This is a genomic window from Enterobacter cloacae complex sp. SHL020 (assembly GCF_049236945.1).
Lineage (GTDB): Bacteria > Pseudomonadota > Gammaproteobacteria > Enterobacterales > Enterobacteriaceae > Enterobacter > Enterobacter dykesii.
In genome coordinates this window covers 170,763-195,345 of record NZ_JBMKJF010000002.1, presented here as the reverse complement: position 1 = coordinate 195,345, position 24,583 = coordinate 170,763, and the positions used below count along the sequence as shown (strand labels likewise).

Annotated in this window: 24 protein-coding genes, 1 other RNA gene and 1 pseudogene; 9 read left to right on the top strand and 17 right to left on the bottom strand. The window is 57.1% G+C overall.

The features are described from left to right. The first annotated feature begins 134 nt into the window (after positions 1-134). The gene (gene maa / locus ACOTZB_RS06010) at positions 135-686 is read left to right on the top strand and encodes a maltose O-acetyltransferase (RefSeq protein ID WP_023310599.1); all 552 of its coding nucleotides are present in this window, start codon (positions 135-137) and stop codon (positions 684-686) included. Between the two features lie 117 nt (positions 687-803). Beyond that, positions 804-1,271 carry a YlaC family protein gene (locus tag ACOTZB_RS06005; RefSeq protein WP_337280109.1) on the top strand — a complete coding sequence of 156 codons (468 nt, stop codon included), beginning with the start codon at positions 804-806 and terminating at the stop codon, positions 1,269-1,271. Here the strand turns inward: ACOTZB_RS06005 and ACOTZB_RS06000 are convergent. Beyond that, the gene (locus ACOTZB_RS06000; RefSeq protein ID WP_421626689.1) at positions 1,243-2,703 is read right to left on the bottom strand and encodes a PLP-dependent aminotransferase family protein; all 1,461 of its coding nucleotides are present in this window, start codon (positions 2,701-2,703) and stop codon (positions 1,243-1,245) included. The genes ACOTZB_RS06005 and ACOTZB_RS06000 overlap by 29 nt on opposite strands. Positions 2,704-2,804: 101 nt before the next feature. On the opposite strand from ACOTZB_RS06000, the gene ACOTZB_RS05995 reads away from it, so the two are divergent. After that, entirely contained in the window at positions 2,805-3,515 is a 711-nt protein-coding gene (locus tag ACOTZB_RS05995) for a GNAT family N-acetyltransferase (RefSeq protein WP_421626688.1), read from the top strand. On the opposite strand, the gene ykgO is transcribed toward ACOTZB_RS05995, so the two are convergent. Continuing rightward, complete coding sequence (ykgO, locus tag ACOTZB_RS05990; protein WP_003859006.1) at positions 3,512-3,652, bottom strand: type B 50S ribosomal protein L36; 141 nt, start codon at positions 3,650-3,652, stop codon at positions 3,512-3,514. The genes ACOTZB_RS05995 and ykgO overlap by 4 nt on opposite strands. A 2-nt stretch (positions 3,653-3,654) precedes the next feature. Continuing rightward, positions 3,655-3,915: a type B 50S ribosomal protein L31 gene (locus tag ACOTZB_RS05985; protein ID WP_006176933.1), complete on the bottom strand. Its 261-nt coding sequence runs from the start codon at positions 3,913-3,915 to the stop codon at positions 3,655-3,657. Between the two features lie 220 nt (positions 3,916-4,135). Here ACOTZB_RS05985 and ACOTZB_RS05980 point away from each other — a divergent pair, with 220 nt between their 5' ends. Next, on the top strand, positions 4,136-5,701 hold the full coding sequence (locus ACOTZB_RS05980) for an EAL domain-containing protein (protein WP_421626687.1): 1,566 nt from the start codon (positions 4,136-4,138) through the stop codon (positions 5,699-5,701). Here ACOTZB_RS05980 and ACOTZB_RS05975 read toward each other — a convergent pair. Then, positions 5,694-5,966, bottom strand: coding sequence for a metal-sensing transcriptional repressor (locus ACOTZB_RS05975; RefSeq protein ID WP_023310594.1), 273 nt, complete (start codon positions 5,964-5,966; stop codon positions 5,694-5,696). The genes ACOTZB_RS05980 and ACOTZB_RS05975 overlap by 8 nt on opposite strands. Positions 5,967-6,100: 134 nt before the next feature. Between ACOTZB_RS05975 and ACOTZB_RS05970 the strand changes: the two genes are divergently transcribed. Next, positions 6,101-6,940 carry a nickel/cobalt efflux protein RcnA gene (locus ACOTZB_RS05970; protein ID WP_421626686.1) on the top strand — a complete coding sequence of 280 codons (840 nt, stop codon included), beginning with the start codon at positions 6,101-6,103 and terminating at the stop codon, positions 6,938-6,940. Between the two features lie 39 nt (positions 6,941-6,979). On the opposite strand, the gene ACOTZB_RS05965 is transcribed toward ACOTZB_RS05970, so the two are convergent. The 3 genes from ACOTZB_RS05965 to ACOTZB_RS05955 all read right to left on the bottom strand — a co-directional run bounded on the left by ACOTZB_RS05965 (position 6,980) and on the right by ACOTZB_RS05955 (position 11,931). Then, positions 6,980-10,069: a beta-galactosidase gene (locus ACOTZB_RS05965; protein ID WP_421626685.1), complete on the bottom strand. Its 3,090-nt coding sequence runs from the start codon at positions 10,067-10,069 to the stop codon at positions 6,980-6,982. Between the two features lie 102 nt (positions 10,070-10,171). Beyond that, entirely contained in the window at positions 10,172-11,242 is a 1,071-nt protein-coding gene (locus ACOTZB_RS05960; RefSeq protein WP_421626684.1) for a LacI family DNA-binding transcriptional regulator, read from the bottom strand. 77 nt (positions 11,243-11,319) lie between these two features. Further along, positions 11,320-11,931 carry a YczE/YyaS/YitT family protein gene (locus tag ACOTZB_RS05955; RefSeq protein WP_214576069.1) on the bottom strand — a complete coding sequence of 204 codons (612 nt, stop codon included), beginning with the start codon at positions 11,929-11,931 and terminating at the stop codon, positions 11,320-11,322. An 86-nt stretch (positions 11,932-12,017) separates the two neighbouring features. Between ACOTZB_RS05955 and ACOTZB_RS05950 the strand changes: the two genes are divergently transcribed. Next, positions 12,018-13,439, top strand: coding sequence for a PLP-dependent aminotransferase family protein (locus tag ACOTZB_RS05950; RefSeq protein ID WP_421626682.1), 1,422 nt, complete (start codon positions 12,018-12,020; stop codon positions 13,437-13,439). Positions 13,440-13,520: 81 nt separating this feature from the next. Here the strand turns inward: ACOTZB_RS05950 and ACOTZB_RS05945 are convergent, their stop codons facing one another. The 3 genes from ACOTZB_RS05945 to ffs form a co-directional block, all read right to left on the bottom strand. Next, positions 13,521-13,736: a hypothetical protein gene (locus ACOTZB_RS05945; RefSeq protein ID WP_023310588.1), complete on the bottom strand. Its 216-nt coding sequence runs from the start codon at positions 13,734-13,736 to the stop codon at positions 13,521-13,523. After that, positions 13,733-13,984, bottom strand: coding sequence for a hypothetical protein (locus ACOTZB_RS05940; RefSeq protein ID WP_126329096.1), 252 nt, complete (start codon positions 13,982-13,984; stop codon positions 13,733-13,735). Before ACOTZB_RS05940 ends, ACOTZB_RS05945 begins: the two co-directional genes overlap by 4 nt. Before the next feature lie 260 nt (positions 13,985-14,244). Next, positions 14,245-14,341: signal recognition particle sRNA small type (gene ffs, locus ACOTZB_RS05935), an RNA gene on the bottom strand. An 84-nt stretch (positions 14,342-14,425) separates the two neighbouring features. Between ffs and ACOTZB_RS05930 the strand changes: the two are divergent. Further along, positions 14,426-14,823 (top strand): annotated as a pseudogene (locus tag ACOTZB_RS05930) (MGMT family protein). Between the two features lie 34 nt (positions 14,824-14,857). Here the strand turns inward: ACOTZB_RS05930 and ACOTZB_RS05925 are convergent. Then, positions 14,858-15,385: a YbaY family lipoprotein gene (locus ACOTZB_RS05925; RefSeq protein ID WP_421626681.1), complete on the bottom strand. Its 528-nt coding sequence runs from the start codon at positions 15,383-15,385 to the stop codon at positions 14,858-14,860. Between the two features lie 200 nt (positions 15,386-15,585). On the opposite strand from ACOTZB_RS05925, the gene tesB reads away from it, so the two are divergent. Further along, on the top strand, positions 15,586-16,446 hold the full coding sequence (gene tesB / locus ACOTZB_RS05920) for an acyl-CoA thioesterase II (protein WP_023334719.1): 861 nt from the start codon (positions 15,586-15,588) through the stop codon (positions 16,444-16,446). 95 nt (positions 16,447-16,541) lie between these two features. Here the strand turns inward: tesB and amtB are convergent, their stop codons facing one another. The 5 genes from amtB to ACOTZB_RS05895 form a co-directional block, all read right to left on the bottom strand. Then, a complete protein-coding gene (gene amtB / locus ACOTZB_RS05915; protein WP_023310584.1) occupies positions 16,542-17,831 on the bottom strand; it encodes an ammonium transporter AmtB in 1,290 nt (429 codons plus the stop codon). Positions 17,832-17,866: 35 nt separating this feature from the next. Then, positions 17,867-18,205, bottom strand: a complete 339-nt coding sequence (glnK, locus tag ACOTZB_RS05910; protein ID WP_008503304.1) for a P-II family nitrogen regulator — start codon at positions 18,203-18,205, stop codon at positions 17,867-17,869. Between the two features lie 220 nt (positions 18,206-18,425). After that, positions 18,426-20,189 (bottom strand): SmdB family multidrug efflux ABC transporter permease/ATP-binding protein, encoded by a 1,764-nt coding sequence (locus tag ACOTZB_RS05905; RefSeq protein ID WP_126329164.1) that lies wholly within the window; start codon positions 20,187-20,189, stop codon positions 18,426-18,428. Positions 20,190-20,199: 10 nt separating this feature from the next. Further along, positions 20,200-21,972, bottom strand: coding sequence for a SmdA family multidrug ABC transporter permease/ATP-binding protein (locus ACOTZB_RS05900; protein WP_368526192.1), 1,773 nt, complete (start codon positions 21,970-21,972; stop codon positions 20,200-20,202). A 30-nt stretch (positions 21,973-22,002) separates the two neighbouring features. Further along, positions 22,003-22,461: an Lrp/AsnC family transcriptional regulator gene (locus ACOTZB_RS05895; RefSeq protein ID WP_023310581.1), complete on the bottom strand. Its 459-nt coding sequence runs from the start codon at positions 22,459-22,461 to the stop codon at positions 22,003-22,005. Positions 22,462-22,573: 112 nt separating this feature from the next. Here ACOTZB_RS05895 and ACOTZB_RS05890 point away from each other — a divergent pair, with 112 nt between their 5' ends. After that, the gene (locus tag ACOTZB_RS05890; RefSeq protein WP_421626680.1) at positions 22,574-23,623 is read left to right on the top strand and encodes a PLP-dependent cysteine synthase family protein; all 1,050 of its coding nucleotides are present in this window, start codon (positions 22,574-22,576) and stop codon (positions 23,621-23,623) included. Positions 23,624-23,663: 40 nt separating this feature from the next. On the opposite strand, the gene cof is transcribed toward ACOTZB_RS05890, so the two are convergent. Continuing rightward, the gene (gene cof, locus ACOTZB_RS05885; RefSeq protein ID WP_421626679.1) at positions 23,664-24,482 is read right to left on the bottom strand and encodes an HMP-PP phosphatase; all 819 of its coding nucleotides are present in this window, start codon (positions 24,480-24,482) and stop codon (positions 23,664-23,666) included. Positions 24,483-24,583 lie beyond the last annotated feature (101 nt).

Here is a 24,583-nt window from a genome sequence, read left to right as displayed (position 1 = left end):
CGTAAGCCAGGTCTCCGTATAAAACGTGTTCATCAGCAGCAATGTTGTGACGACAGTCACAACGGCTTTTCGGGAACGTTCCCCTTTGGCCTGTTCCGATTATCCTGCGGTAATAACATCCAGAGAGGTTTCCAATGAGCTTAGAAAAACAGAAAATGATTGCCGGTGAACATTACCGCCCCGGCGATGAGACGTTACGGGCTGACCGACTGCGGGCCCGCCATCTGGTTTACCGCTATAACCACACCGCGCCTGATGAAAAAACAGAACGACAGAACATTCTGGCGGAACTTCTGGGACAAAGCGCAGGAGCTTATATTGAGCCGAGCTTCCGCTGCGACTACGGATATAACATTTATCTGGGCAAAAACTTTTATGCAAACTTCGACTGCGTGATGCTGGATGTCTGCCCTGTTCATATTGGCGATAACTGCATGCTCGCGCCGGGTGTTCATATTTATACGGCTACCCATCCCCTGGACGCGGAAGAACGAAACAGCGGCGTGGAATTTGGAAAACCTGTCAATATTGGCAATAACGTCTGGATTGGTGGCCGGGCGGTCATTAACCCTGGCGTCACCATTGGTGATAATGTGGTCGTGGCCTCCGGCGCCGTCGTGACGAAAGACGTCCCGGCTAACGTCGTCGTTGGCGGCAACCCGGCAAAAATCATCAAAACGCTGTGAGGTTGCGGGGAGTCAACTGTTATAGTCTTTTAGCTCCAGACTGTTACTTTTTTCAGCCTGATGGCTCCCCTAAAATTGGCAGACACCCTGTATTGTCAACTCTCATGAAGGCAAAAAATGACCGAGATACAGCGCCTGCTTACCGCCACCATCGACGATCTTAACCTCCGCGAAAAGCGCGATAATCGCCCGCGCTTTAGCATTAGCTTTATTCGCAAACATCCTGGCCTGTTTGTCGCCATGTATGCCGCCTGGCTGGCGACGCTTATTGTGATGCTGAAGTCCGAAACGCTAGTGGACTCCGTCTGGCTGCTGATTGTACTGTTTGTCGTCTTTAACGCCTTTTTCTTTTTCGACGTGAATCCGCGCTACCGTTACGAAGACATCGACGTGCTCGATTTCCGGGTCTGCTATAACGGCGAATGGTACAACACGCGTTACGTGCCAGAGGAGCTGATCGAAAACATCATGCACTCTCCGGCGGTTGAAAACGTGCAAAAAGAGAAGCTGCAGAAAATGGTCTCCACCAAAGGTCAGCTCTCTTTCTATGATGTCTTTACCCTTTCCCGCCCTGCTGCTGCGTAATTAACGTCTGCAGACGTCGGATCCCCGGCGCAAACTGAGAAGCAGGGGTATTGCCGTAACCTAAAACCAGACCGGTTTGCCCCTGCTTCGCCTCCAGGTAGTACCCGCTCAGTGCAGCGGGTGCCAGCTGAAACGCCCTCGCCTGCTCCACCATTCTCTGATCGTCAATACCGTCTATTTCCAGCGTCAGATGCATCCCGCCTTCGCCAGCGAGAATACGGTGCGGCGTATTAAGCTCTGCGCCCAGCACTTCCCGCAGCTGTCGGTAACGCTTACGATAAAGGCGACGCATGGAAGCCAAATGACGGGCATAGTGCCCCTCCTCAATAAACCGCGCCAGGGTACGCTGCTCCGCACGATGCCCCCCACGCAGCAGCGAGCCGATGGCCGGATGAGCAGCTTTCGCCAGCGCTGGCGGTAACACCATGAACCCCACTCTGAGCGACGGAAACAGCGTTTTACTGAACGTCCCCAGATACATAACGGGCGCGTTAGCGACCATTCCCAGCATCGCCGGTACGGGCTCACCGGTATAGCGGAACTCGCTGTCGTAATCGTCTTCAATGATCCACGCGTTGTGCTGCCGTGCCAGCTCCAGCAGCGCCAACCGCCGCCGCGCGCTGAGCACGCTCCCGTAAGGGAACTGATGCGAAGGTGAGGTAAAAATCATTGAGGGCGCAGGCGCATCCAGCCCTTCCCAGCACATTCCCTCGTCATCAACCGGTATTCCCGTCATTGCCAGGCCAGTTTTAACAAACGCACTCTTTGCCCCGCTATAACCGGGGTTTTCTACCCAGGCGACATCCCCAGGCTCGCTTAACAGCATCGTGCAGAGGTTGACGCCCTCCAGCGCTCCTTCGGTTATCACAATCTGGCTGGCGTCGCAGTCGATACCGCGGGACAGGGCGAGATGCCGGGCAATCGCGGCACGCAGCGACGGCTCGCCGGCCGGGTCGCCATAGCCTAACAGGGCACTCCCCTCCTCGCGCAGGACGCGATCGTACAATCGCCGCCACAGCGGCAAGGGGAAATAGTTAATAGCAGGCGTTCCCGGCGTAAACGCCATCACCGGGGTGTCGCGCGGCACGGGCGCGGACAGCAGGGCGACCCGTTTTGTCAGCCTGACGTCAGGATCCGGCAATGCCCGGGCAATCGTACGATGAGCGAATTGCCCCACCCGCGTACCCTGACGGTTACGCAGCAAATAGCCTTCGAGCGCGAGCTGGTCCAGCGCCGCATTGACGGTGTTTCGGGAAACCGAGATCTGCTGCGCAAGCGTTCGCGAACCGGGCAGCTGGCTGCCGGACCGAAGCCTTCCGCCCAGTATGGCCTCCCGCAAAGCGAGATAGAGCGCGCGCTGGAGCGTCTCCTGCCCACGCTTTTTCAGCGCAGCATGGAGCAAAGTGTAAAGCTCATCACCCGGTATATTCATCTTCCCTCCTCTTGGTACCAGAAAAACATAGCCTGGTGGTTCTTTTTAAGGAACCAGCAATTCACTAATCTGGAGATCTTTTCAACGTCATGGAAATAAAGATGAATACATTCAACGAGTTTGGACAGCCTGTAGGCGAAGCCCTTATCGACTGGCAGCCTCGTCCGCACCCGTCCCGGGTGGTCCTTCAGGGTCACTATTGTCGGCTTGAACCGCTGCGCGTGGAGCATGCCCACGCGTTGTTCTCAGCCTATTCCCTGGCCGAAGATACCCGCAGCTGGACGTGGCTGCTGCGTGAACCCGATGCCACCGCAGAGGAGTTTGCCGAATGGGTGGCGAGCGTAAGTGAGTTATCCGATCCCATCCACTTTACCGTTATGGACAACCGGACCCAGTCTCCTGTCGGGACGCTGTCCCTGATGCGGATCGATCCTAAAAACGGGGTCGTGGAAGTGGGGCATGTTCACTTCTCCCCTCTGTTAAGCCGCACGCCAGGGTCGACAGAAGCGCAGTATCTGCTGATGCGGTATGTGTTCGATACCCTGGGCTACCGGCGTTATGAGTGGAAGTGCAATAGCCTGAACGAGCCTTCCCGCAAAGCGGCGCTGCGTCTGGGCTTTCAGTTTGAGGGGCGTTTTCGTCAGGCGCTGGTTATAAAAGGCCGTAACCGGGATACCGACTGGTTTTCGATTCTCGACAAAGAGTGGCCTGCGCTGGCGAGCGCCTTTGAAAGCTGGCTTGCCACCGACAATTTTACTGCCGATGGCAAACAGATTAGATCCCTGGAAAGCTGGCGAGAAACGCGCATTTAGCGTCTTTTTTTACGTCCCTGAACCGCCTTAAAGCGCGGATTGGATTTGCAAATCACGTACAAGCGCCCCTTGCGTTTGACTATCTGGCAATCCGGGTGACGCTGCTTTGCACTGCGTAATGAGTTAAGTACCTGCATGGTTAGCCCCGCTTCGCATTGAGAAAACCGCCAAAACGCTTGCGGAAGCGTGCTGCGCTGCCGTCCGTGGAGAACGTTTTCTGCTTACCGGTATAAAACGGGTGCGATTTTGAAGAAACCTCGATGGTGATGTACGGGTACGTCTCACCGTCGAGTTCAATTTCGCGGTCGGTTTTAATGGTTGAGCCGACTTTAAAGTATTCATTGGCACTGGTGTCGTGGAAAACCACGGTGCGATAGGCTGGGTGGATATTGGGTTTCATCGTAAATCCTTTATGTTTTGTTATAACATAACAAAATAATATCCAGGCCAGTTAGAAAAAACAACCCCCTCTCGCCTGGCGATATTTTCTCATTTGCCTGAGATAAAATGAAAACCATGCCAACCACGTGCTATAACTATATCATTTCGCGGTAAAATCTTTCTCTTCAGGCAGGGAACTCAATGCCCAGGAACGGGTGTACGAGGAAGGACACTACAGCATGAAAACCCGACATCTGGTCAGTCTGGTGACTGGCGTACTTATCTTTTCCGTGCTGGTCCCCATTTGCCTGAGCATCTGGCTGGCCCACCGCCAGGCGGAAGATAAATTTGCCGATGCGCTGGATAACTATGCCTCCCGCGTGCTGGTACGCACCGACAGGGTTGTGGATCAGGCAAAAGAAGCGCTCGATCACCTGCAGGCCTTTGAGGGTGTGCCGTGTAGCCCCTTGCAATTGCGGGAAATGCGCCGGGTCGCTTTCTCGTGGCGATATGTCCAGGAAGTGATTTATATCGACAACCTTCGACCGCTCTGCTCCTCCCTGGAGCAAACCAGTCATGCGTCCCCTTTCCCTCCTCCAATGCGCATTACCGAAGATGGTTACAGCGCGTGGCTGACCACGCAAAACGATCTTGGGTTTAACCGCTACATGACGGTGCTGGGAAAAGGCAACTATCTTGTGATGGTCGATCCTGCCTCGCTGGTGGACGTGATCCCTTTCGGCGAGATTGCGATTGATGCCGCCCTGGTAGGAAGCGCAACGCACCGCATATTCGCCAGCAGCAGCAAGCTTGATTCTCACATCCGCGACATGGTTCAGGAGCGGGGTGTGAAAAGCGTGCAGTACAACGGTTCAATGTACGTTATGAAGTCTGTACCTGAGCTTGGGTTTACCGTCGTCGCATGGGCAACGCTCAAACCGCTCGCTGAAACCTGGCACCGGCAGCTTCTTTTCTGGTTACCGTTCGGCATGTTGATAAGCCTGCTCGCCGCACTGTTTGTCCTGCGGATCCTGCGGCGTATCCAGTCGCCGCGCAATCGCCTGCTTGACGCCATTCACAGCCGGGATTTTGTGGTTCACTATCAGCCCATCGTGGCGCTGTGTAGCGGAAAAATTGTGGGCGCTGAGGCGCTGACGCGCTGGCCCCAGCCGGACGGAAGTAGCCTCTCGCCGGATATTTTTGTCCCCCTTGCCGAGCAAACGGGGCTTATTTCGCAGCTGACGCAGTTAGTCATCGAAAAGGTGTTTGAAGATATGGGACACTGGCTGCAGCGTCATCCGGATCAGCATATCTCCATTAACCTCGCCCCTGCCGATTTAACCTCCGGTATCCTGCCGCCTCTGCTGAGTCAGCTCCTGAATAAGTGGCAAATCCATCCCCGACAGATCGCCCTTGAGCTCACCGAGCGTGGCTTTGCCGATCCCAAAATTAGCGCACCGGCTATCGCCGCATTCCGTCGTTCGGGCCACCCTGTCTATATTGATGATTTTGGCACGGGCTATTCCAGCCTGAGCTATCTGCAGGATCTGGACGTCGATACGCTAAAAATTGATAAATCGTTCGTGGATGCGCTGGAGTATAAAAACGTGACGCCGCACATCATTGAAATAGCGAAGTCGCTGAAGCTGGCGATGGTGGCGGAGGGCGTTGAAACCGCAGGGCAGCTCGCCTGGCTACACCGCCACGGCGTGCAGTACGGTCAGGGATGGTTTTACAGTAAAGCGCTGCCAAAGACGGAATTTATTCTTTGGGCAGAAAATAACCTCGGCATGCATTCTACTTAAGATAGGATTTCATCACCCGCAACACCACGCCAAGATCGGCTTCACGCTGCGCTTCTTCAGGCTCTTTCACCACATGATCGGTTAAATGCCCTTCGATCACCTGCATCATCATGCCATTGACCGCTCCGCGGATCGCCGCCAGCTGCTGTAACACCTCGGCGCATTCGTGATCGCTGTTGAGCATTTTCTCCAGCGCAGTGCTCTGCCCCTGAATTTTCTTCAGGCGAGTCAGTAACATCTTCTTGTCGCGAACGGTATGTGACATCTCTGTATCCCTTATTTTTAGGCTTTTAAAGCATATCACGCTCTACTCCCCCTGAGTATTTTTCTACTGGGGGGTAGTATTAAACTACTGGGGGGGAGTAGTATCTCCGCACGCTTTCCACTCCGGAATTTCCCATGACCGATTTTGCTTCACTCCTTCAGCAGGGCAACGCCTGGCTGTTTGTTCCCAGCGCTATCCTGCTCGGTGCACTGCATGGCCTGGAACCGGGCCATTCAAAAACAATGATGGCCGCCTTTATTGTTGCCATCCGCGGCACGCTGAAACAGGCGGTGCTGCTCGGCCTGGCGGCCACGCTCTCCCATACGGCGGTGGTCTGGCTCGTTGCGATGGCGGGACTATGGTTTGGTCGGGGCTGGGATGCGCACACGTCCGAACCCTGGTTCCAGCTGATCTCCGGGGTGCTGATCGTTGCGATCGCCCTGTGGATGGCGTGGCGAACCTGGAAAGAGAGTCAGCCGCACGATCATCATCACGACCACGATCACCACCACCATGACCATGACCATGACCATGACCATGACCACCATCATGATCATCATCATCACCACGAACACTCGCTGGTTGAAGAAGAGTGGCAGGACGCCCACCAGCGCGCTCACGCGCAGGATATTAACCGGCGCTTCAGCGGTCAAAATGTCACCACAGGACAGATCGTGATGTTTGGCCTGACCGGCGGGCTTATCCCCTGTCCGGCGTCCATCACCGTGCTGCTGATCTGCCTGCAGCTGAAGCATTTCGCCCTCGGCGCGACGCTGGTGTTCAGCTTCAGTATTGGTCTGGCGTTAACGCTGGTCGCTTCCGGCGCGATTGCCGCCTTAAGCCTCAAGCACGCGACCAAACGCTGGCCCGGGTTTAGCGAATTCTCCCGTAAAGCGCCGTGGATCTCCGCTGCGCTGATTACCATAGTAGGGATTTACATGAGCCTGCATGGCCTGAGCGGCATTCTGGCGTAAGACTGCGGCCACGCTCTGTGGCCGCATCTTCATGGTCAGTTAAGGGTTCTGCTGCCAGCTGAAGGTATAGCGAAGCTGGCGTGTCTGCAGGAGGAATTCCGGCGAGACGCTGGGGCTCCAGGAGTCGTCGCCGCCCACGCCCATATGGAACGCATCGAGATTGAACCAGCATCCCGGCTCTTCCCGCAGCAGGTGATGATGGGTGGTCTCACGCAGCTGCTGCTGGCCGTAGCGGCTCACCGAGAAGTGGAACCAGCCGTTCAACTGATGCGCTCCCACCACAAGTTCCCGCGTATCACAGCGCAACCCATTTTCCGTCGGGAAGATATACGGCGTGTGCATCTCCGCCAGGGGTAATGTCCAGCGCCCCTGCCGTGCAGCCAGCTTTCTGTCCGGATAGTTTTCATGCGGCCCCAGCCCCAGCCAGTGAACGTTTTCCGGCGTTTCGGCAAGATGAACGCTCAGGCCAATGCGCGCAGGCTCCGGGATATCAGATGCAACATCGATCTGAATATCGCCATGCAGAACGCCTCGCTCGTCCACCCGCCAGACTTTACGGCTCATGAACAGGGCTTTGCCGCGATGCTCAAGGACGTGCTGGGTTGTGACCACCACTTCACCCGCATGCTGCTCTGCCTGACAGTGTAGAACGCGCGAGGTGAGATCGTACATGCCCGCCGCTTTCCAGCGTTCAACCCAGGCGTTCGGATCGATCTTCGTCGCTTCACTCACGCCAATGTCGTTGTCCAGCGGCGCGCGGCTGACGTTATCCGTCAGAGGTGAAAGCAGCGTTTCAACGCCATTTCGCCACCATTGAGTCAGATTTCCGGTTGCGCGATCGAATTGCCAGCGCTGTTGACGATGGGAGATCTCCAGGATGCGATCGTTTTGCGTTAACACCGGCGGCTCGCCCGCCGGGACTGGGGGAGCAATAAAGAGGGGAGCCGGAAGCGGCCACTGCTCCCACGCGCAGCGATGGTCAGCCGGAGACCACGGCGTTGCCCGCGGCTGGCGTACTTCAAGGTTAAGCCAGACCTCACCCGGACCGGCTTTCAGCGCCGGCAGGTCGATCTCCAGACGCTGGGTGCCTTCAGGCGCCATCGAGAGCGTCACCTCGCCCGCGGCCAGCACGTCCCCGTCCCGGACAACCGTCCAGTTCAGCACTTCGTTATCGGTATGGCGGAACAGGTAGCCGCTTTGCACCTCAATCACCAGCGGAGAGGTGCTGACCCGCGTAAAGGTAAAGAACTGCTGGGCGCGCTGCGCCTCGAACAGCGCCGGGTGCGGCGAGCGATCGGGGAACACCAGCCCGTTTAGACAGAACTGCCGATCGTTCGGCTTATCGCCGAAGTCTCCGCCGTAGGCCCAGAACGTATTGCCCTTTTCGTCCCGTTTCGTCAGGGCCTGATCGACCCAGTCCCAGACAAACCCGCCCTGCAGGCGAGGATGGCTGCGAAACGCTTCCCAGTATTTCGCAAACCCGCCAAAGCTATTTCCCATCGCGTGGGCATATTCACAGAGGATCAGCGGGCGCGTTTCATCCGGCATGCCGATCCATTTCTTGATTGACCATTTAGGCACTGCCGGGAAAGGCTGATCCCAATCGACCCGGGCGTACATCGGACAGACAATATCGGTCGCCGCGGTGTTCGCGCCGCCGCCTTCATACTGTACCGGACGCGTAGGATCGGTGGTTTTCAGCCAGCGGTACAGCGCATCGTGATTCGCGCCGTGGCCCGACTCATTGCCCAGAGACCAGATGATAACCGAGGGATGATTACGATCGCGCTGCACCATGCGGGTCACGCGCTCGCTCATGGCGGGCAGCCAGCGCGGATCGTCAGCAAGGCGGCTCATCGGCACCATGCCGTGCGTTTCGATATTGGCTTCGTCAACGACGTACAGCCCGTTGCGGTCGCAAAGCCGGTACCACAGGGGATGGTTCGGGTAGTGCGAGCAGCGCACGGCGTTGAAGTTGTGCTGCTTCATGATTTCGATATCGCGGCGCATGGTCGCTTCATCCATCACCTGGCCGTTTTCCGGATGATGCTCGTGCCGGTTAACCCCGCGGACTAGCAGCGGTTTACCGTTAAGCTTCAGCAGGCCATTGCCGATCTCAACGCGGCGGAAGCCAACGTCGCACGCCTCAATCTCCAGCAGCTCACCCTGCGGGTCAAGAAGCGCAATCGTCAGGCGGTACAGTTCTGGCGTTTCAGCACTCCAGAGCGCGGGCTGGTCAACGGGGATCGACGCCGTTAAGCGCTCTGCCCAGCTGCCGCGCTCGTCGACGATGGCAGATCCCGGACGCCGGGAAACGCTGGCGCATTTTTCACCCCTGCGCCACAGGGTCATGACCACCTCGCAGTCCGCAAAGCTGGCGCCTGCCAGCGCGACATCCACCTTCAGCACCGCGCGGTCCAGCTCCGCATTCAGGTCCGTCACCACGTGATAATCGGCAATCTGCGTCTCGGGTTTATGCAGCAAGGTCACATCACGGAAGATGCCGCTCATGCGCCACATGTCCTGATCTTCCAGATAGCTGCCGTCGCACCAGCGCAATACCATGACCGCCAGGCGGTTCTGCCCGGGGCATAGTGCCCCTGAGAGGTCAAATTCAGCGGGCAATCGGCTGTCCTGGGAATAGCCCATCCACTGACCGTTGCACCACAGATGGAACGCCGAATTCACGCCGTCGAAGATGATGCGGGTCTGCCCGCTCTGAAGCCAGGCGTCATCCACCTCAAATGTGAGCGAGTAACAACCGGTCGGATTTTCCTGCGGCACGAAAGGCGGGTTAACGGGAATGGGATAGGTGACATTGGTATAGATGGGTGTGTCGAACCCCTGCATCTGCCAGTTAGACGGCACGGGCATCGCAACGGCATCTGCGCAATCTTCGGTTACCCATGCCTGAGGAACCCGCTCCGGCGCGGTAAAGTAGCTAAACTGCCAAAGCCCGTTGAGAACGTGTCTGCTGGCGGATCCGGCGTCATCTCTGGCCGAAAGCTCATTGCGCCAGCTGTGCAACGGCGCGTGTGCGGCCAGACGGTTCCACTGGGTGACGCCAGGATTTTCCCAGTCCCGACGGGCCAGAATGGCGCTGAGGGTCAGCGGTGAAGTGGTGGACATAGTAACCTCTTTGCGAAGCGCTCACAATTTTAGTTAACATGCCCTGGCACCCGACAACGGTAAAGCGTTCAATCGCGGGGTAGCGAGTCCGATCACAAAGTTTTATTTGCGGGCAATCTGCTCGGCAAGCAGTGCCAGGCTTCTGAGCTGCTGCGCCAGATCCTCGCGTTCGGCCTGCTTCGGGTTGCAGCGCGCGCTGGAATGACGGGTAACCAGCGTCACCGGCAGTTGAACCTGCCAGCACGCCTCGTCCCCGGAGGGGGCCAGCAGCCACTCCACGCTGCGTTCGCCCGCCTCGCGAAACGCCTGACGAATAGTCGTCAACGGCGGGGAAAACCATGCGCTGTCGGCCGTATCGTCAAACCCCACCACCGAAAGCTGGCCTGGGATCGCGATCCCTTTTTCCGCGCAGGCGCGCATCACCCCGAGCGCCATCTGATCGTTCGCCACCAGAATCGCGTCCGGTAATGCCGCACCCGACAGCAGCACGTGTCCCTTCTCATAACCGCTGGCCGCGCTCCAGTCACCGTAGGCCACAGCCGTCGCGTTAAGACCCGCCTGCGCCAGCGTCGCTTTCCAGCCCGCCAGGCGCGCCCGCGCAGAGACCGAGCTTTCCGGCCCGCTCAGCAGAGCAATATTCCGATGTTCCAGTGAAAGCAGATGCTCAACGCCCAGACGCGCCCCCTGCTCCGCGTTAAACACGAGGCTGTTTACCCGCGCTGAGGGTGCCACATCGAGGAACAGCACCGGGACGGGCGACGCCAGCGCCCCAAGCTCTTCGGCATGCGGATCGTCAAGCGGCACGTTCACCAGCAACGCGTCCACCCGCTGTGCCAGCAGCGCCTGAAGCGCGGCCTGACACTGCTGGGGTTGCTCCACCATGGAAATCAGGACGCTCGCCCCCTGTTCCGCCGCACGCGATTTGACCGCCGACACAATTTGCGAAGGCGCGTGCAGGGCCAGGTCGGTGGTGATGAGGCCCAGCGAACGAGTGCGTTTACCCGCCAGCTGCTGTGCCCGAAGGTTTGGAACGTAGTGCAACTCCGCCATCGCCTGCTGCACCTTTTCTCGCGTGCGGGCAGACACATGTTCCGCATCGTTAATGACGCGCGAAACGGTCTGGTAAGAAACCCCCGCAAGGAGGGCGACATCATAGAGAGTGATTGCTTTCATGCTTTCTGGCATCGCGATTTTCGAAGAGCCTATTCTGGCACAGCGACGCCGTTAAAACATGTGAGCGCTTCGCAAAATTAAACAACCTGCTCCGGCTGGGGGATTTCCGCAATGCGCGGCTTCTGGCGGAACCAGGGCAGACAGAGCTGGATAAGCGGGCCAATGGTCAGAGCATACAATACGGTTCCCACCCCAAACGTGCCGCCAAGCACGCACCCAATCAGCAGAACGGACACCTCAATTGAGGTACGCACGCTGCGAATGGACCACCCCAGCCGGGCGTGAATCCCGGTCATCAGGCCGTCGCGCGGGCCTGGTCCGAAACCGGCCCCGATGTACATGCTGGTCGCAATCGCGTTCATCACGATGCCCGACACCAGGAAAGCAATTCGAACGGGTAACGAATCCAGCTCCGGGATAAGCGCCATGCTGGCGTCCGCCGCCAGACCGATACAAATCACATTGCTTATCGTGCCAAGGCCCGGCATCTGGCGCAGCGGGATCCACAGCAGCAGCACCGCAGCGCCGGTCACAATGATCACTGTCCCGATAGTCATCCCCAGCTGCATCCCCACCCCGAGGTGAAACACATCCCAGGGATCGACACCCAAATCGGAACGAATGAACATCGCGGTGGAAAGGCCATACAGTCCTAAACCGACATAAAGTTGTAGCAGACGACGTACCATTTTTATCTTCTCCAGTGAACCAGGCTTTCATCCTGACCTAAAATGGCACTATGATTAATGTCCAGTTTTCAAATAGTGGACTGCATATGTCATCACGTCGCTTCGGAAGCCAGTCGCTGGTACGCCTTTTAGGCCACTGGCAGCAAGCCTCATCCCGCACCCCGCTCTGGCGACAGCTGGCCGACGCGCTGCGTCTATTAATCCTTGATGGACGGCTGGCACTGAATACGCGGCTGCCGGGCGAGCGTGAGCTGGCCGCGGCGCTGGACGTGAGCCGTACCACCGTCAGCAGCGCGCTCGCCCACCTGCGTGAAGAGGGATATCTTGAAAGCCGCCACGGCAGCGGGTCGCGGGTCATTCTCCCGGACACGCGCGCCGTTCCCACTCTTTCCGCGGCGAGCGCCGCACTGGATCTCTCCACTGCCGCCCTCAATGCCGGGCCGGAGATCCATCAGGCTTATACCCATGCGCTCACGGCCATTACCCCGCATCTCTCGCTAACGGGCTACGATCAGCTAGGGCTACCGACGCTGCGGGAGGCCATCGCAGCGCGCTATACCGCGCGGGGTCTTCCCACCCGCGCAGACGAAGTGATGGTCGTCAATGGTGCCGTCAGCGGCTTTGCGCTGGTACTGCGAATGATGACCGGACCGGGGGACCGCGTCGTGGTCGATCATCCCACCTATCCGCTGGCGATTGCCGCCATTCAGGGGGCGCAGTGTCGGCCCGTAGGAGTGTCGCTGCCGGAAACCGGCTGGGATACGGATGGCTTTGCCGCAACGCTTGCCCAGACGGCGCCGCGCCTGGCGTACCTGATGCCTGATTTTCATAATCCGACCGGGCGCTGTATGGATATCGCCACCCGTCAGGCCATCACGGATATTGCAGCCCAAACCCGCACGGCGCTGGTGGTGGATGAAACGATGGTGGATCTCTGGTTTGATGCGCCTCCCCCGCCGCCGCTGGCTGCCTTTAACCCGCAGGCCACCGTCATCACCTTAGGCTCTGCCGGTAAAAGCTTCTGGGGCGGGCTGCGTCTCGGCTGGATCCGTGCCTCATCGCGCATCATCGCCACCCTTGCCCAGACGCGGGATACCCTGGATTTAGGCTCGCCGCTGCTCGAACAGCTGGCAATGCAGTGGCTCATTAATAACAGCGAGACGTTTCTGCCCGCACGCCGGAAGATGCTGGCGGAACGGCGCGATCGCTGTGGTGACCTGCTGCGCGAACATTTCCCGGAGTGGAAATTCCACGAGGCGGAAGGCGGGCTCTCTTACTGGATAGAACTCCCGGGCATGCTGGCGACACAGCTTGCTGCGCGGGCTGAAATTCTGGGGATCAATCTGGGGACCGGTACGCGATTTGGTTTATCGGGGGCGTTTGACCGCTATTTACGTATGCCCTTCTCGCTGGAATCGACAGAGCTTGAGCAGGCATTGCTGAGGATCAAACCGTTATGGCTCGCCCTGAATAAAAACGTGCCATCGTTAAAACGCAGCGTGATCTAATATTAGAATATTTGAAGCAGATCATAAAATAAAAACTGCTGACTGTAACATATGCAATCAGCAGTTTTCACTGGTCAGGTTTTAATGCTGAGGAGGAATAGGAAAGCCTTTTAGTGAAATAACGAAGTTATCACCGTCTTTCTTTATTTTTGCACCGGTATCACACCAGTCAGACGCAATACGAAAGAACTCATCGCTTCCAACATTCCAGCCAAGACGTACATGCTTCACGTAGCCTGAACGCAACAGATCGCAGGCCTCGTTGTAGTCACTGGCGGTTGACAGTTGTTGTTTCATTTTCTCTTCTTCAGAAGTTTACGTAGAGCCTTGATTTCTTTGGGAGTAAAAGGAGAAACACTCTCTTCTTCCGTATGCTGATTATCAATATCCTCTTCCGATACTCCCGCCTCTTCTACTGCTTCGAATGCCAGCAGCAGCAGTTTCTCTGTCGTCACGCTTAAATTCTCGTTATTGCTTTCCGCATAGTGGCGAAGCCTTTCTTTTAGCGCGTCATCAATCTTAACGTTTAATACCGCTGTAGCCATGTTTGTCACTTCCCTTCGGAATAAGTACTTTATTTAATACACGAAGTTAACAATATTATCCAGATATATATATTTTCGAGTTGTGGAAGAAAATAACCGTCCGATTATAAAATGACAGTCTATTATTACAGGTTTATGACAATATTATTTCAGTGCCATGAAATATATATTACACGATATAGGCGCATTTTTATTGTGGGATAATGATTTAATGGAGAGGCGAAGCTGAAGACTCTTATGAGGCCACAAATGGGTGGGGGCCCTGCCAGCTACATCCCGGCACACACGTCGTCTGCCCTGGCTGCTTCCTTCCGGACCTGACCTGGTGAACAGAGTAGCGTTGCGGGAGAACCAACAGAGCCCCCATTGAGAGCGTTGATAACCAACGCGCTGGCGCATTATCCCTGTGCTAAGGCCCAATTGCAAGCGACCAGCAACCGGATGCTGGTTTCTTGCGCAAACAGGCGCAGCAATCATGACGATCTTCGTTTACCATAGCTTTGCATAAACTCCCCACAGGTAAAGGTATGGACGAACACGACTCCTTTCCACAGCGCGTATGGCAAATTGTGGCCTCAATCCCGGAAGGCTTTGTCACCACCTATGGTGATGTCGCGCGTCTGGCCGGTTCCCCGCGCGCGGCACGGCAGGTTGGAGGCGTCCTGAAACGACTGCCGGAAGGCAGTACGCTGCCCTGGCATCGGGTGGTGAATCGTCATGGTGCCATTTCGCTCACCGGACCGGATCTCCAGCGTCAGCGTCAGGCTTTACTTGCAGAGGGAGTGCAGGTGTCGGGGTCGGGTCAGATCGATTTGCAAAAGTTTCGCTGGGTGTATTGACCCCTCTCCTGAAGGAGAGGGGTCAATACAGACATTACATCTGAGTCGGTGGGGTTGGCAGGGACGGCTGATTGGTCTGCGGTGCGATCGGGACTTCGGTCTGCTGCACCGGCACCAGGTTCAGATCAATTTTGGTACCACCGTTGTTGATCGCTTCCTGGACCGTATCGGTGATAAAGACCAGCTTACCGTTAATCGTTACCGCAGCACTCAGCAGGATGCGGGCGTTAGGCTGCACGTCCGACGGGTTATACGGCAACACGAAGCTAAACGGCGCCTGCTTGCCTTCAGTACGAACGGCACGCTGGGCCACAACTTTCGACGGCGCGTCAGCCAGAGAAGCATCCGACAGTGTTACGGTTAATACCGCATCTGGCGGCAACGCAACTCTCTGTTTAATCCAGATGGTACCGGAAACGTTAGGCTGCTGAATGGATTGCTGCGAAAGGGTATTAATCCCGTTCGGGTCTGCAGCTGGTACCGGCACCTGGGCGCTCTTACCGGCACAGGCGGACAACGCCACCGCAATCGCTACACCACCTAGCATAGGCACGAGTTTCATTGAAGTCTCCTTATCAATGCACCAGCGGGATCGATCCCATCCGATGTCGTTTCAATCACATAACGTATCCAAGTGTGGCACAGATCACCGATTTATGCCTGAAAACGTCACGATATTCAGATTATTCTACCCATCCGACCACTTTCATTTCTGCGTTATACTCTGCCTATCTTTCGCTACGGCGTTTATTGAGGACAACTATGAGTCAGGCACTGAACAATCTGCTGACATTACTGAATCTGGAAAAAATTGAGGAAGGACTCTTTCGCGGACAGAGCGAAGATCTCGGCTTACGTCAGGTTTTCGGGGGGCAAGTCGTCGGACAGGCTCTGTACGCAGCAAAGGAGACCGTCCCGGCAGACCGTCTGGTGCATTCATTCCACAGCTACTTCTTACGCCCTGGCGATAGCGCAAAACCAATTGTGTATGACGTTGAAGTTCTGCGAGACGGCAACAGCTTTAGCGCGCGCCGCGTAGCGGCCATTCAGAACGGCAAGCCGATCTTTTACATGACCGCCTCTTTCCAGGCGCCGGAACCCGGCTACGAGCATCAAAAAGTGATGCCCCCGGCTCCGTCGCCCGACTCTTTAAAATCAGAGACGGATATCGCCCGCGCGCTGGCGCATCTGCTTCCGCCGCAGGTCAAAGAGAAATTTCTCTGCGATAAGCCGCTGGAGATCCGCCCGGTTGAGTTCCACAACCCGATGAAAGGCCATACCGCCGAGCCGAAACGCCAGGTCTGGATCCGTGCCAACGGGACCGTGCCGGAAGATTTCCGCGTGCATCAGTATCTACTCGGCTATGCGTCAGATTTCAACTTCCTGCCGGTGGCGCTGCAGCCGCACGGGGTAGGTTTCCTGGAAAAAGGAATGCAGGTCGCGACAATCGATCACTCTATGTGGTTCCACCGTCCGTTCAACATGAATGAGTGGCTGCTTTACAGCGTGGAGAGTACGTCAGCGTCGAGCGCGCGCGGGTTTGTGCGTGGGGAGTTTTATACTCAGGATGGCGTGCTGGTCGCGTCTACGGTGCAGGAAGGGGTGATGCGTAATCGCGGGTGATTGTGTACGGCCTGATGCCCTCACCCTGACTATCTCTCGCGAGGAGAGGGAATAAACATTAAAAACGGCAACCGAAGTTGCCGTTTTGCTGTTTATTATGCGTTATACGCATTCTCGCCGTGGCTGTTGACGTCCAGACCTTCGCGCTCCTGCTCTTCCGGTACGCGCAGACCCACCGTCATATCCGCCAGCTTATAGCCAATGAAAGCGACTACGGCAGACCAGACAACGGTGATAGCGATACTTTCCAGCTGCACCAGCACCTGATGAACCATGGTCACGCCTTCTGCGTAGCCCACGCCACCGAGCGATTTCGCGGCAAAGATACCGGTCATGATACAACCCACGATGCCGCACACGCCGTGCACGCCAAACACATCGCATGGGTCGTCAACGCGCAGCACACGTTTCAATGCGGTCACGCCCCACAGACCCGCCAGACCGGACACCAGGCCGACCAGCAGCGCACCGCCCACGCCGACATAACCACACGCTGGCGTAATGCCAACCAGACCGGCAATGGCCCCCGAACAGGCACCCAGCAGAGAAGGTTTGCCACGTACCGCCCACTCACCAAACACCCAGGAGAGGATTGCACCCGCAGTTGCCACAACGGTGTTCACGAAGGCCAGCGCGGCGATTTCGTTTGCTGCACTTGCCGAGCCGGCGTTGAAGCCAAACCAGCCAAAGTAGAGGATAGCCGTACCGGTAAATACCATCGGCAGGTTGTGCGGTTTGAACGCTTCTTTACCGAAGCCCACGCGTTTGCCAATCAGGTAGGCACCCACCAGGCCCGCTACCGCGGCGTTGATGTGAACAACGGTACCGCCCGCGAAGTCCAGCGCGCCGTGCGTTGCCAGCAGACCGCCACCCCAGACCATGTGCGCAATCGGCACATAGGAGAGCGTCATCCAGACCACCACGAAGATCAGCACGGCAGAGAAACGGATACGCTCGGCGAGCGCGCCCACAATCAGCCCGACGGTAATACAGGCGAAGGAGCCCTGGAACGCAACGTGGATGTACTGATAGAAACTGCCCATCAGCGCGGTCAGCTCAATATTTTTCAGCATCACCCAGTCGAAGTTACCAAAGAACGCGTTGCCCGTACCGAACGCCAGCGAGTAACCGTAAACCACCCACAGCACGCAGACCAGTGCGAACGTCACGGCAACCTGCGTCAGCATGGAGAGAACGTTTTTGCCACGGATCAGGCCGCCGTAGAACAGCGCAATGCCCGGAATTGACATGAACAGCACCAGCGCGGTGCTGATCATCATAAAGGCGTTATCGGCTTTGTCGACCACCGCTGGGGTAGCAGCCAGCGCCAGGCCCGGCAGCAGCGCCAGCGAACCCAGACCCGTTTTGAGTGTTGCTATCTTCATTTTCTCGATCCCTATCACTGTGTGCCAGGAGTTACTTACAGAGCCGCTTCGTCAGATTCGCCGGTACGGATGCGAATGACGCGCTGCAGTTCGGCAACGAAAATTTTGCCGTCGCCAATTTTGCCGGTATAGGCCGCTTTGCTAATGACATCAATGACTTCATCAAGCTGATCGTCAGCAATCGCGACATCAATTTTTACTTTTGGCAGAAAGTTAACGCTGTATTCCGCCCCGCGATAAAGCTCGGCATGACCCTTCTGACGACCAAAGCCTTTCACTTCGGTGACAGTCAGTCCCTGAATACCCATTGAAGACAACGCTTCACGCACGTCTTCGAGTTTGAATGGTTTGATTACAACCGTAACCAGCTTCATAGATCCCCTCCAGTCAGAATTCGGTAATGGCCGCAGCTTACGCAGAAGGTATTGCAAGGGGTGTGCCAGAAATGAAAACGAGGGGGAACGGCGGCGCACAGAGCATTACGCAGCCGTAATAAACAAACAAGCGAAAAAAAACGCACCATGCCGGTGCACGGTGCGTTTCAGTTTTGCACCAACAGGAATGACTGTTAGCGCGTCGCCTCATTTTGGTGCATCAGGCGCTAAGCGACTCTTCATCACGCACGCTGGCCGCCAGCTCTTCGCCCGCCAGCTGCAGCTGGTACATCTGCCAGTAGCGACCTTTTGCTTCCAGCAGTTCACGGTGCGTACCGCGTTCAACGGCCTGTCCGCGGTGTAGCACCAGAATGGTATCGGCATCAACGATGGTGGAAAGACGGTGGGCAATCACTACCAGCGTCGTATGGTCGCGTACCGCGGCCAGCGCCTGCTGGATGGCCTGCTCGGTACCGGAGTCAATACTGGCCGTGGCTTCATCCAGAATCAGAATCTGCGGCGTTTCAATCAGCACCCGCGCCAGCGCCAGGAGCTGCTTTTGCCCGACGGAGAGATTGTTCCCCTGCTCGCCCAGTTTGGTATTGATCCCATCGCTAAACCCGCGCGCCAGCTCTGCCAGCTGCACTTTTTCCAGCACGTCCCAGACCTGCTCCTGCGAGTAGTCTCGCCCCAGGGTCACGTTGGCGTAGAAGGTATCGGCAAGCACGACCGGATCCTGCTGCACCATCGCGACGCCTTTACGCAACACGGTGTGGCTGAGAGACGCGAGCGGGCGCCCGTCGAGGCGGATTTCACCGTGCGTGACCGGGTAATAGCCCATCAACAGGCTGGCAAGCGTACTCTTACCGCTGCCGGTATGCCCCACCAGGGCCACAAAACCGCGCGACGGAACGTCAAGCGTGATGTCCTGTAGCACAAGCCGGTCTTCGCGATAGGCAAACGAGACGTTATCAAAGGCGATAGTCCCGCTTTGCAGAGGCCGCTCGTCATTGCCGTAGGCCTGGCGCGGCCTGTCCATCAGCTCAAAGACGCGCTCCCCGGCGACCACTGCCTGCTGCAGCATCGATTGCTGGGTGGTGAGCTCTATCAGCGGCTCGTTAAGACGCCCGAGATAGCTGATAAAGGCGTACAGCACGCCCACTTCAATCGTACCGTTTGAGCTCAGCCCAAAGAGCATCAGCAGCCCGCAAAGCACCAGCGCCGAGAAAAGGCTCAGCAGCGGACGCAGCAGGAAACCATCAAGCCGCAGCGTCTGCATACGCGCCATATAGTGCGAACGGCTGGCTTCTCCCATGCGTTCGCCAAAGCGGGCCTGCTGGCGGAACTGCTGGATGACGCTCATGCCGTTGATCACTTCGTTGAAGCCATCGTTGATGTCGGCCAGATACGCGCGAACCCGACGCACGATTGGCGTGCTGTAGCGCTGGTAAATGACCATGACAATCAGCACCGCCGGGAAGATGGTGATCGCCACCAGCGCCATGCGCCAGTCGAGGCTGAACATCGCCACCAGCATCGCGCCAATCAGCGCCGCGCTGCGTAACACCGTCGCAACCACGGTAACGTACAGATCGCGGATCACCTCGGTATCGTTGGTCACGCGCGAAATCACCTGCCCGACCGGCTGGATATCAAACTCGCTGAGCGGCTGGCGAAGCGCCGCGTCCATCACATCCGTACGCAGCTGCTGAACGACGCCCACGGCTGCGCGGTTAAACAGCAGAGACTGAGCATAGTGCAGCCCTGCCGCCGCCAGCTGCAGGCCAACGTAGGCCACGCCTAAGCCCGCCACCAGCCCCAGCGGAAGGTAGCTTTTGGCGACCATGTTGTCGATAAAATAGCTGATGAGCAGCGGACCGCTCACTTCAGCAATCGCCGCTATCCAGAGTAGAAGCACGGCCACGGAGAGCGGTTTACGCCACGGTGAGCCGTAGGCCAGCAGACGTTTGAGCGTCGGCCACATCGTTCCAAGCTTACGCACTGGCGGTCTCCTCATCCTGCTCAGGCGCATCGTCCAGCGCCGCCTCAAGCTGTTGATAGCGGTACATATCGCGATACCAGCCCGGCTGCTCGGCAAGCATTTCATGCTGCCCGCGCTGGGCAATGTGCCCGTGCTGTAAGACCACAATTTCGCTGGCTTCGGTGAGCGCCGACAAACGGTGGGCGCTGATAATCACCGTGCGTCCGTCGCCCCACTGGCGCAGGTTATGCAGGATCTGATGCTCGGTACGGCCGTCCACGGCGGAAAGCGCATCATCCAGGATCAGAATTTCAGCATTCAGCAGCAGCGCGCGGGCAATGGAGATGCGCTGTTTTTGTCCCCCGGACAGCATGACGCCACGTTCCCCGACTTCCGTTTCGTACCCCTGCGGCAGACGCAAAATATCATCATGTACGCTGGCCAGACGCGCCACATGTTCAATCTCGTCCTGCGTCGCTCCGGGGCGTCCCAGGGCAATGTTGTTCGCCACGGTGTCTGAAAATAAAAACGGCGTCTGGCTGACGACCGCCAGGCGACCGCGCCACTCATCCAGCAGCAGTCTGGTCAGGGGAATATCGTGGAAGCGGATATCGCCCTCGGTGACGTCAAAGTGGCGCTGAAGCAGAGAGAGCACCGTACTTTTGCCGGATCCCGTCGGGCCGCAGATGCCCAGCATTTGCCCTGGCTGCAGGGTAAAGCTGACGTTCTCCAGCACCGGATGCTCCGTATGCGGATAGACAAACTTGCGGACGTCGACGGTCATGACGCCGCGTCCTTCCGGCACGGCTTCGCTACCGTCGATGACCACCGGCGCTTCGGCCAGCATGGCGCGAATGCGGCTGTAGGCAGCGCTGCCGCGCTCCACGATGTTAAACATCCAGGCCAGCGCCAGCATCGGCCAGATCATCAGCCCCAGATACATCGCAAAGCTGGTCAATTGCCCCAGGGTAAGCGTGCCCTGCACCACCATCCAGCTTCCGCCACCAATGGCCAGCATATTTGCCATGCCGATTGCGATATAAATCGTCGGATCAAATCGCGCATCAATGCGCGCGACGCGCATGTTTTTCGCCCCGGTGTCTGCCGCATCGGCGGCAAACAGCGCAGACTGCCGGTCTTCCAGGCCAAACGCTTTGATCATGCGGATGCTGGTCATGCTCTCCTGGGTGCGATCGTTCAGAGACGAAAACGCCGCCTGCGCCAGCTTGAAGCGCTCGTGCAGCTGTTCGCCATAGCGATTGATCGCCAGCGCCATGATCGGCATCGGCAGCAGGGCGAGCAGGGTCAGCTGCCAGCTGATCTGCGTGGACATCACGATCAGCACCGCACATCCCATCACCAGCGAGTCCACCAGCGTCAGCACCCCTTCCCCGGCGGCAAAAACCACGCGATCGACGTCGTTTGTCGCGCGGGCGATGAGATCCCCGGTGCGATGACGCAGATAAAATTCGGGATGCTGTCGGCTCAGCTGGCGGTAAAAATCTTCACGCAGCTCAACGGCCAGCTGATAGGACGCACCAAACAGCAGCACGCGCCAGACGTAGCGCAGCAGATAAACAATGACCGCCGTCAGCACCAGCGTGCCGACCCACATCAACACCCGTGCGGTGGTGTAATGCTGTTCGGTGACGCCATCAACGACGTACCCCACCACTTTCGGCGGGATCAGCTGCAGGATGGCAATAATAATAAGCAGGGCGACTGCACCGAGGTAGCGTTGCCACTCCCGACGAAAGTACCAGCTTAATTGGGCAAATAATCGCACGCGGTTTGTTCCTGAAGGTATTTTACGAAGTTATTCAATGGGTAATGCTGTGGTGTATTTAATCTGTTCCATGGCGAAGCTTGAGGTGACGTCCGACAAACCCGGTACGCTGTTCACCAGCCGCTTGTAGAAGTCATCATAGCGCTTCATGTCGGCCACCTGGACGCGCATCAGGTAATCATACTCTCCGGCCATACGCCAGAAACCGAGCACCTCGGGCATCTCAGACACCTGAGTAACGAAGCGGCAATACCACTCGCTGCTGTGATGCTGGGTTTTTATCAGCACAAATGCCGTCAACCCAAGCCCCAGTTTTTCGGGATCTAACAACGCGACGCGCCCCAGAAGAATGCCGTCATCTTCCAGCTTCTTAAGGCGCTTCCAGCATGGAGTGGTGGTCAGATTAACGGCATCTGCCAGCGCCTGCAAAGAGAGGGTACAGTCATTTTGCAGCAATGAAAGGAGCTTGCGGTCAATTTTATCTAGCATACCCACCTCACAGAGAAAATTTTTCTCTCTTCATTCTATTTTAAAGGCCAGATAGCAACAATTTTTTCTGTGCTTTTCGCTATCCTAGGCACAAAATGACAAACGGATAACGATGATGAATAGCACCTGGGTTAAACATGCGATCAGCGAAATCAATGCCGACTATCAGCGCTCGGCGGATACGCACCTGATTCGCCTTTCCCTGCCGGGATTTGACGGCATTCAGCTCTATCTGAAAGATGAAAGCACCCATCCCACCGGTAGCCTGAAGCATCGCCTGGCGCGCTCGCTGTTTTTATACGGTTTATGTAACGGCTGGATTAAAGAAGGCACCACTATTATTGAATCTTCATCCGGTTCAACGGCGGTGTCCGAAGCCTATTTCGCCCGCCTGCTGGGCCTGCCGTTTATCGCGGTGATGCCGTCCTGCACCGCAAAACGCAAAATCGAACAGATCGAATTTTACGGCGGACGCTGCCACTTTGTGGAAAGCGCCTGCGAAATCTACGCCGCCTCCGAAATGCTGGCCCGCGAGCTGAACGGCCACTATATGGACCAGTTCACCTTCGCCGAGCGCGCGACGGACTGGCGCGGCAATAACAACATTGCCGACAGTATTTTCCGCCAGATGACCCACGAACCGCATCCGGTTCCGTCCTATATCGTCATGAGCGCCGGTACCGGCGGCACGTCAGCCACGATTGGACGCTACATTCGCTGTCAGGGCTACGATACCCAACTGATGGTGGTTGACCCGCAGAACTCCGTGTTCCTCGACTACTGGCAAAATCGCGATGCCGCTCTGCGCAGCCCGGTGGGCAGTAAAATTGAAGGGATTGGCCGCCCGCGCGTGGAGCCCTCTTTTATCCCCGACGTCGTGGATGAGATGATGCGCGTGCCGGATGCCGCAAGCGTGGCAACGGCGCACTGGCTGGAAACGCAGCTGGGCCGCAAAGTGGGCGCATCAACGGGCACAAATATGTGGGGCGCACTGCAGCTTGCCGCCCGTATGCGCGAAGAGGGGCGCACCGGTTCCATCGTCACGCTGCTGTGCGACAGCGGCGAGCGCTACCTTGAAACTTACTATAACGCGGAGTGGGTGCAGGCCAACATCGGCGATATCGCCCCGTGGAAAGCACAGATTGCAGACCTGGTGAAATAAAAAAAGCCAGACCGAAGTCTGGCTTGCTGGAAGGGTCTCACTATTCGGGGGAATACGGGAGATTGTTGTTGTCCAGCCAATGCGTCAAAAAATGGGACACTGCTTCATTGCGGCAGTGGCCAATAACCGGCAGATGAGGAAGTTCAGCTTTCAGCTGCGCCATCGCATTCCCCATGATCAGACCGCGACCTACGCTACCCAGCATTTCGCGGTCGTTCATGGCGTCACCAAACGCCATACACTCCTGAAGCGTTAAGCCCAGGTGGTCGCTCAGCACCGCCAGAGCGGAGCCTTTGTTACAGCCCACCGGCAGCACTTCCAGACAATCCTCCGCCGAGAAGGTCAGATGCGCCCGGTCGCCCAGCGCCTCATTCAGCTGAATCCTTAAGCGGGACAGATCGTCATGATCGCCGCAGAAGCAGATCTTGGTTACCGCATGGGCGGGGATCCGTCGAAGATCGATAAGCTGATATTTGAAACCGCTGTATACATGCGCGTGCAGCAGTTCAGGAATTTCACGTCCGGTAAACCAGCCCCGATCGTTAAAAACGTGGATACTGGCCTGCGTGTCCCAGGTGCTGTGCAGCACGATATCCGCGACTTCCGGGTTGAGATCCTGGAGGTGCAGCACATCCCCTTCTACGGAGTGAATTCGCGTCCCGTTGCCGGTGATGAGAAAGGCGTCGAGGGAAAACGCGCCCAGCAAATGGCGCATCTCCAGCACATGGCGGCCAGTGGCAAACGTCAGGGTGACATCACGCTCGCGCAGGCGCTTCAGCGTGTTCAGGGTTTTTTCCCCTAAACGGTGATCCGGCATTAACAGCGTACCGTCCATATCAAATGCAGCGAGCCGAGCCATGATTACTCCCGAAATGTGATGCGGTTAACTTGTGCAACAGTATCGTGTGAGATATACGGAAGTAATAGTGAATAGATGAAAATTATTGTTCCGGGTTTCTT

What these genes read in the sequence shown, in the direction of transcription:
- maa (WP_023310599.1), top strand. Translation starts at nt 135, where the DNA reads ATGAGCTTAGAAAAACAGAAAATGATTGCCGGTGAACATTACCGCCCC.
- ACOTZB_RS06005 (WP_337280109.1), top strand. Translation starts at nt 804, where the DNA reads ATGACCGAGATACAGCGCCTGCTTACCGCCACCATCGACGATCTTAAC.
- ACOTZB_RS06000 (WP_421626689.1), bottom strand. Translation starts at nt 2,703, where the DNA reads ATGAATATACCGGGTGATGAGCTTTACACTTTGCTCCATGCTGCGCTG.
- ACOTZB_RS05995 (WP_421626688.1), top strand. Translation starts at nt 2,805, where the DNA reads ATGAATACATTCAACGAGTTTGGACAGCCTGTAGGCGAAGCCCTTATC.
- ykgO (WP_003859006.1), bottom strand. Translation starts at nt 3,652, where the DNA reads ATGCAGGTACTTAACTCATTACGCAGTGCAAAGCAGCGTCACCCGGAT.
- ACOTZB_RS05985 (WP_006176933.1), bottom strand. Translation starts at nt 3,915, where the DNA reads ATGAAACCCAATATCCACCCAGCCTATCGCACCGTGGTTTTCCACGAC.
- ACOTZB_RS05980 (WP_421626687.1), top strand. Translation starts at nt 4,136, where the DNA reads ATGAAAACCCGACATCTGGTCAGTCTGGTGACTGGCGTACTTATCTTT.
- ACOTZB_RS05975 (WP_023310594.1), bottom strand. Translation starts at nt 5,966, where the DNA reads ATGTCACATACCGTTCGCGACAAGAAGATGTTACTGACTCGCCTGAAG.
- ACOTZB_RS05970 (WP_421626686.1), top strand. Translation starts at nt 6,101, where the DNA reads ATGACCGATTTTGCTTCACTCCTTCAGCAGGGCAACGCCTGGCTGTTT.
- ACOTZB_RS05965 (WP_421626685.1), bottom strand. Translation starts at nt 10,069, where the DNA reads ATGTCCACCACTTCACCGCTGACCCTCAGCGCCATTCTGGCCCGTCGG.
- ACOTZB_RS05960 (WP_421626684.1), bottom strand. Translation starts at nt 11,242, where the DNA reads ATGAAAGCAATCACTCTCTATGATGTCGCCCTCCTTGCGGGGGTTTCT.
- ACOTZB_RS05955 (WP_214576069.1), bottom strand. Translation starts at nt 11,931, where the DNA reads ATGGTACGTCGTCTGCTACAACTTTATGTCGGTTTAGGACTGTATGGC.
- ACOTZB_RS05950 (WP_421626682.1), top strand. Translation starts at nt 12,018, where the DNA reads ATGTCATCACGTCGCTTCGGAAGCCAGTCGCTGGTACGCCTTTTAGGC.
- ACOTZB_RS05945 (WP_023310588.1), bottom strand. Translation starts at nt 13,736, where the DNA reads ATGAAACAACAACTGTCAACCGCCAGTGACTACAACGAGGCCTGCGAT.
- ACOTZB_RS05940 (WP_126329096.1), bottom strand. Translation starts at nt 13,984, where the DNA reads ATGGCTACAGCGGTATTAAACGTTAAGATTGATGACGCGCTAAAAGAA.
- ACOTZB_RS05925 (WP_421626681.1), bottom strand. Translation starts at nt 15,385, where the DNA reads ATGAAACTCGTGCCTATGCTAGGTGGTGTAGCGATTGCGGTGGCGTTG.
- tesB (WP_023334719.1), top strand. Translation starts at nt 15,586, where the DNA reads ATGAGTCAGGCACTGAACAATCTGCTGACATTACTGAATCTGGAAAAA.
- amtB (WP_023310584.1), bottom strand. Translation starts at nt 17,831, where the DNA reads ATGAAGATAGCAACACTCAAAACGGGTCTGGGTTCGCTGGCGCTGCTG.
- glnK (WP_008503304.1), bottom strand. Translation starts at nt 18,205, where the DNA reads ATGAAGCTGGTTACGGTTGTAATCAAACCATTCAAACTCGAAGACGTG.
- ACOTZB_RS05905 (WP_126329164.1), bottom strand. Translation starts at nt 20,189, where the DNA reads ATGTGGCCGACGCTCAAACGTCTGCTGGCCTACGGCTCACCGTGGCGT.
- ACOTZB_RS05895 (WP_023310581.1), bottom strand. Translation starts at nt 22,461, where the DNA reads ATGCTAGATAAAATTGACCGCAAGCTCCTTTCATTGCTGCAAAATGAC.
- ACOTZB_RS05890 (WP_421626680.1), top strand. Translation starts at nt 22,574, where the DNA reads ATGATGAATAGCACCTGGGTTAAACATGCGATCAGCGAAATCAATGCC.
- cof (WP_421626679.1), bottom strand. Translation starts at nt 24,482, where the DNA reads ATGGCTCGGCTCGCTGCATTTGATATGGACGGTACGCTGTTAATGCCG.